At 37.7% G+C, this 4,593-nt stretch carries 6 protein-coding genes; 2 read left to right on the top strand and 4 right to left on the bottom strand.

Annotation, left to right across the window (positions count from 1 at the left end):
* Positions 1–64: 64 nt before the first annotated feature.
* Both AB1488_06740 and AB1488_06735 read left to right on the top strand, forming a co-directional pair.
* Positions 65–730 carry a nucleotidyl transferase AbiEii/AbiGii toxin family protein gene (locus AB1488_06740; protein MEW6409793.1) on the top strand — a complete coding sequence of 222 codons (666 nt, stop codon included), beginning with the start codon at positions 65–67 and terminating at the stop codon, positions 728–730.
* Positions 727–1,302 (top strand): hypothetical protein, encoded by a 576-nt coding sequence (locus AB1488_06735; protein ID MEW6409792.1) that lies wholly within the window; start codon positions 727–729, stop codon positions 1,300–1,302. The genes AB1488_06740 and AB1488_06735 overlap by 4 nt, the downstream gene beginning before the upstream one ends.
* A gap of 16 nt (positions 1,303–1,318) precedes the next feature.
* Here the strand turns inward: AB1488_06735 and AB1488_06730 are convergent, their stop codons facing one another.
* From AB1488_06730 to AB1488_06715, 4 genes are all read right to left on the bottom strand, one after another.
* Entirely contained in the window at positions 1,319–2,515 is a 1,197-nt protein-coding gene (locus AB1488_06730; GenBank protein ID MEW6409791.1) for a radical SAM protein, read from the bottom strand.
* 110 nt (positions 2,516–2,625) lie between these two features.
* Positions 2,626–3,465 carry a hypothetical protein gene (locus AB1488_06725; GenBank protein ID MEW6409790.1) on the bottom strand — a complete coding sequence of 280 codons (840 nt, stop codon included), beginning with the start codon at positions 3,463–3,465 and terminating at the stop codon, positions 2,626–2,628.
* A gap of 3 nt (positions 3,466–3,468) precedes the next feature.
* The gene (locus AB1488_06720) at positions 3,469–3,984 is read right to left on the bottom strand and encodes a hypothetical protein (protein ID MEW6409789.1); all 516 of its coding nucleotides are present in this window, start codon (positions 3,982–3,984) and stop codon (positions 3,469–3,471) included.
* A complete protein-coding gene (locus tag AB1488_06715) occupies positions 3,978–4,385 on the bottom strand; it encodes a helix-turn-helix domain-containing protein (GenBank protein ID MEW6409788.1) in 408 nt (135 codons plus the stop codon). The genes AB1488_06720 and AB1488_06715 overlap by 7 nt, the downstream gene beginning before the upstream one ends.
* Positions 4,386–4,593 lie beyond the last annotated feature (208 nt).

Genomic DNA, 4,593 nt, shown 5'->3' with positions numbered 1-4,593 from the left:
TATCTTGACAAAAAACTAAGCGTCAGATATAATTCCATAAAACTTAACAATTTTGTTAAGAAATATGGAACGAGAATTAGCAGAAAATTTATCAAAAAGATTAAGGATAGATATTGCACAGGTTGTCAGAGAGTTCTGGGAGACTGTAATACTGAAGGGACTTTTTGACGCTCCAGAAGGCAGATTCATCATTTTTAAAGGTGGGACTGCGCTGAGGTTTGTTTACGGCTCACCGAGATTTTCTGAAGACCTTGACTTTTCTCTAACAGAGGATAAGTTAAAGGTTAAATTCAAACCTCTTATCAAAAGGATCGTTTCTCCATACTCTGAACTCTCGATCACAAACTTAGAAGAGAAATACTACACATATCTCGGTGAGATTAAAATCACAGAAGGCTATCTTTCGTCACCCTTTAGGATAAAGATTGAAATATCAAAAAGGCGTGAAAGAGGATACAAATCAGAACTGTCGCTTATTTCGTCTCCGCTCTCAACAATACAATGCCTCGGTAGGGTATCTACCCTTGAACAACTCTATAAAGATAAACTTACATGTATTGCGGATAGGGCAAAGCCAAAGGATGTTTTTGACCTCTGGTATATATGCCAGAAACTAAAAAAAACCTATGCACCTGAAACCATATCAATTTCTAAAAAAGAGCTTGTCAGGGAGCTAAGAAAATACCTGCCAAAGGATTTCTGGGCTGTAATAGATAATCTGAGACCATGAAAACAATAGAATTTATAAAGGCACTGGAAGGCTTTAACAAACCATTCTATTCCATATCAGACCTTGAAAAGATAACAGGTCTATCAAGGAATAACCTTTATGTGACGATTAAGAGATTGGCCGATAGAGGCATTCTGGAGAGGATCGGTTATGGCGCTTATCGTCTTTTCTCAAAAACACCTTCTATTGAGAAAGTAGCCTCCTCCCTTTACATGCCAAATTATCTATCCTTCGAATCAGCACTCTCAAGGTATGGGATTCTAACCCTCATTCCTTACACCTTGACCTTTGCTACTACAAGAAAAACGAGGAGATTTACGATCGAAGGCAGAGATATAGAGTTCAGACAACTAAAAAAGGACTTGTTCTGGGGATATGAAATTGCTGGTGGGATATATATCGCCAGACCTGAAAAGGCATTTCTTGACCTTGTCTATTTTGTATCAAGGGGGAAATCATCTATGGATTTAGATGAGATTGATATGTCGAAACTTTCGATATCGAAACTTAGAGAACTCTCAAAAAAGTTTCCTGAATATACGAAAAGATATCTAACCAAAATTCTTGCTTAGAGAAATAGTTTTGAGGCTATATACCGAGCATCTTATGACATGTTCTGCAATGCTCAGGAGTATCTGGTAAGGGCATAATTTCGAATCTTTTTGGACTGTCCAAATTCAGGAGATATGAATACATTTCTTCAAACTTTTTTCTTCTAGATATAAAGCAATCCCTGAATTCGATATATCCTTTCTTATTCCATATAGTGTGGAGGGGTTCCGTGAAGATATTTCCAAAACTAACCTTTTCGATCTGATACTCATCGCCACAGAATATTCTTTTAAATGGCGAAGGAACTGGTGGATATAGATAGACACAGGGTGATACATTGCCATCTACTGATATATAGAGATTTTTCAGGGGATTTTCTTCACACACAGGGACATCGTCTGGTGATAGAGAAGGTCGCCTGAGTTTTATCTTTAATTCTTTTGCCTTCACCTCTGCCTCTTTAAGAATTTCTTCGTAATGCCTTTTTTCATCTGAAGATCCCTCTACTCTGTCATGCTGAACTCGTTTCAGCATCTCTCGTTTAGACCCTGAAACAAGTTCAGGGTGACAAAATGAGACTTGAGACATAATTGTTTTATTTCCTACTTCATTACATTTAAACACCCTCTGTTTCTCCTGCCATTCATTAGTCACATGAATTAGATTTGTCAGGACAACCTCTTCGATGCCAGTTTCTTTTGCAAGCTCCAGCAGGGCAGAAACCTCAAAGATATTGTCCTTGAGCATAAGGTATACGATGTGTAGTTTTGGTTTTCTGAGTTTTTTGTTTACCTTGACCTCGTTAAAAGTTTTTATGTTCTCCAGAAAGACTCCAAAGTCAGAATTTACCCTTATGGATTCGTGTGTGCTTGCTGAACTACCTGCAAGAGAAAAACCTATAAAATCAATACCTGCGTTAATCAGTTCAGTGATATACTCCCTGTTTAATCCCTTCCCGCTTGTTACAAATCCAACCTCAGAACCTTCTTCTTTTACCAATCTTATAGCCTCGATAAGATTTTTGTGGAGTAATGATTCACCCCATCCCTCAAGAATTACTGTCTCTACATCTTTAAGATAAGGTAGGAGTCTTTTAAAATTATCAATATTCATATCACCGCTATACCAGTCTTTTATCCCCTCCCTTATACACATCCTGCATCTAAGTGGGCATCTTGTGGTAAGTTCAATCTGCCATGCAGAGAAGGGCTTGCTTCTGCCAAGGGGGTACATCTGGTGCCTCAAAAGTTTTAGAATATCCTTAATCATATCCAGACCTATACAAGCCAGAACCAAACAGGTTTGATAATGACAAATTACAAAAAACAAATTACATTAAAATACTAAAGTTTTTCATAAAGGGATTTTAATCGCCTTTTATATTTAGGATGATAAAGGCAGAATTCATAATGGAGGAAGGGAACACCTCCCCATTTCTTTTTAAAAAATGTAACCCCCTCGTTAATTCCTAAACCTAAATTGATAAATGACTTCCTCTGCTCTTGAGCAGTCCTTATCACTTCATAGAGAAGAAGATCAGATACCCCTGGCACGCTGCCATGCTGTGACATAAAGTTAAACATATAAAAAGCATAGTCTTTAGCACTAAATTCAGCAACATCGAAGGCGACCAGTCTTCCAGCCTTATCCCTTGCACTGAAGACCTCTGCTGTTGGGACAGAAGAAACATATTCTGGAATCCTCTCAAAGATATATTGAGTGGCCTCGTCAACCTTGTGAGTGTTTAAAAATTCGGAAATTAATTGTATATGTTCATTCCTGAGTTCTTGCTTCCTCTCAATATACAACTCTCTGGACGCCCGTTTTATCATATTCCTCAATTTCTGATGGACATGGAGTTTAGAAAGGTCAAGTTTATAATAGCAGTCAGACTCACTCCTATAGTAGATTTCTCGTGATATTGAAAACGCTGGGGCTATGAGGGCTATATGATCGGGCTTAAATCGTTCGATTGCAGTATCAAGTATTTTGTTCATTTCCTTTTCTTCAAAAGGTTTATTTAAAGGATAACCAACGAAGATGAGGTATCCTTTTCTGTCATAACAGAGGTAATCTCCTAAAAGAAGGGGTTCTCCCTGTGATACGGCAATGACATAACCTGTGATGTGTTCTGGTACATAGGCATAATTCTTGATGTAATCCTCTTCAGAGGGCGTTATCATCTTTTAAAAAAAGATATTAAAGGGCTCCTTTTCCTGTTTGTCTGTTCTATCAAATTTGTATCTTCTATTATCTACACCAGCCCAGTAAGGTATCCCTTTAAGTTCCCTGTATCTGTGAAGTTCGTTTGCCCGTATGCCCATCACCCTGAAAGGAACATTACATTTTTCTGAGAGATTTTTTAATGGCATACTCCTTTCTCTAAATAGTAAATATTTAGGCAACATGATATTGATACTCATGTATTTTGCCATCTCGTGAGGATTTATAATCCCTTTCAAGTGTTCAGAACATTTATTGGTATCGTTTATCAGCCTACAGAGTTCATAGGCAGCACAGAGCCCAAAGACAGATGGCTCATAATTTAAGTTAAGGACGATTGAATTGTAAAAACTGTAAGACGGATACCCTTCCCATCTACTATAATGAACATCAAATCCAAAGTATTTTATAATATCCCAGATCGGAACCGGGAGTGTCTTTATCTCAAATATCTCAAAGATGAAATCAGAGGTCACCATCTCTGCTTTCCTCCACGCTTCTTTTTCCTGGTCTTTTTATCTTCTTTGACCTTTGTAATTATGTCGTTTAGCTTCCACCTGACAAAATTAAACATCTCTCTGCTTAATTCTTCCTGAAACTCTGGTGGTATAGAGGATTCCTTTAATTTTTTTCTGATATACTTGTATGGCTCTAAGAGGAGTTTTTCTGCTTCATCTTCGTCACGGAATAGGGTATATACAGGAATTCCCAATACCTCTGCAATCTGACTGTAAAGAAGCCTTTGTTTAGAACCTCTTTTACCTTGCTCGAGGAGGGCGATTCGGGTCTTACTGCACCCGATTTTCTCTGCGAGTGCTTCCTGGGTGAGTCCTGCCTTCTTGCGGTACTTCCTGATACGCTGTGCTACTTCATCTCTCATTACAACAATTCAAAAAATATCAATTTTATATTTAATTGTCAAGAAAAAAGTAACAAAATGATAAATATTTCAATTTGTAATTTTTGAGACTTTCCCGAATTTTCGGCTGAAGAAGCAAGTAATAGTTCTTTTAAAAATTGATTTGTTAGAGTTCCTCTGAAAAGGCCTGTCTGCGCAAACAATGCAGGCAGGAGGGACTCTACATGGA

It is taken from the genome of Nitrospirota bacterium, assembly GCA_040756155.1.
GTDB lineage: Bacteria > Nitrospirota > Thermodesulfovibrionia > JACRGW01 > JBFLZU01 > JBFLZU01.
This window is presented reverse-complemented; position numbering and strand designations above follow the sequence as displayed.

What these genes read in the sequence shown, in the direction of transcription:
- AB1488_06740 (MEW6409793.1), top strand. Translation starts at nt 65, where the DNA reads ATGGAACGAGAATTAGCAGAAAATTTATCAAAAAGATTAAGGATAGAT.
- AB1488_06735 (MEW6409792.1), top strand. Translation starts at nt 727, where the DNA reads ATGAAAACAATAGAATTTATAAAGGCACTGGAAGGCTTTAACAAACCA.
- AB1488_06730 (MEW6409791.1), bottom strand. Translation starts at nt 2,515, where the DNA reads ATGTACCCCCTTGGCAGAAGCAAGCCCTTCTCTGCATGGCAGATTGAA.
- AB1488_06725 (MEW6409790.1), bottom strand. Translation starts at nt 3,465, where the DNA reads ATGATAACGCCCTCTGAAGAGGATTACATCAAGAATTATGCCTATGTA.
- AB1488_06720 (MEW6409789.1), bottom strand. Translation starts at nt 3,984, where the DNA reads ATGGTGACCTCTGATTTCATCTTTGAGATATTTGAGATAAAGACACTC.
- AB1488_06715 (MEW6409788.1), bottom strand. Translation starts at nt 4,385, where the DNA reads ATGAGAGATGAAGTAGCACAGCGTATCAGGAAGTACCGCAAGAAGGCA.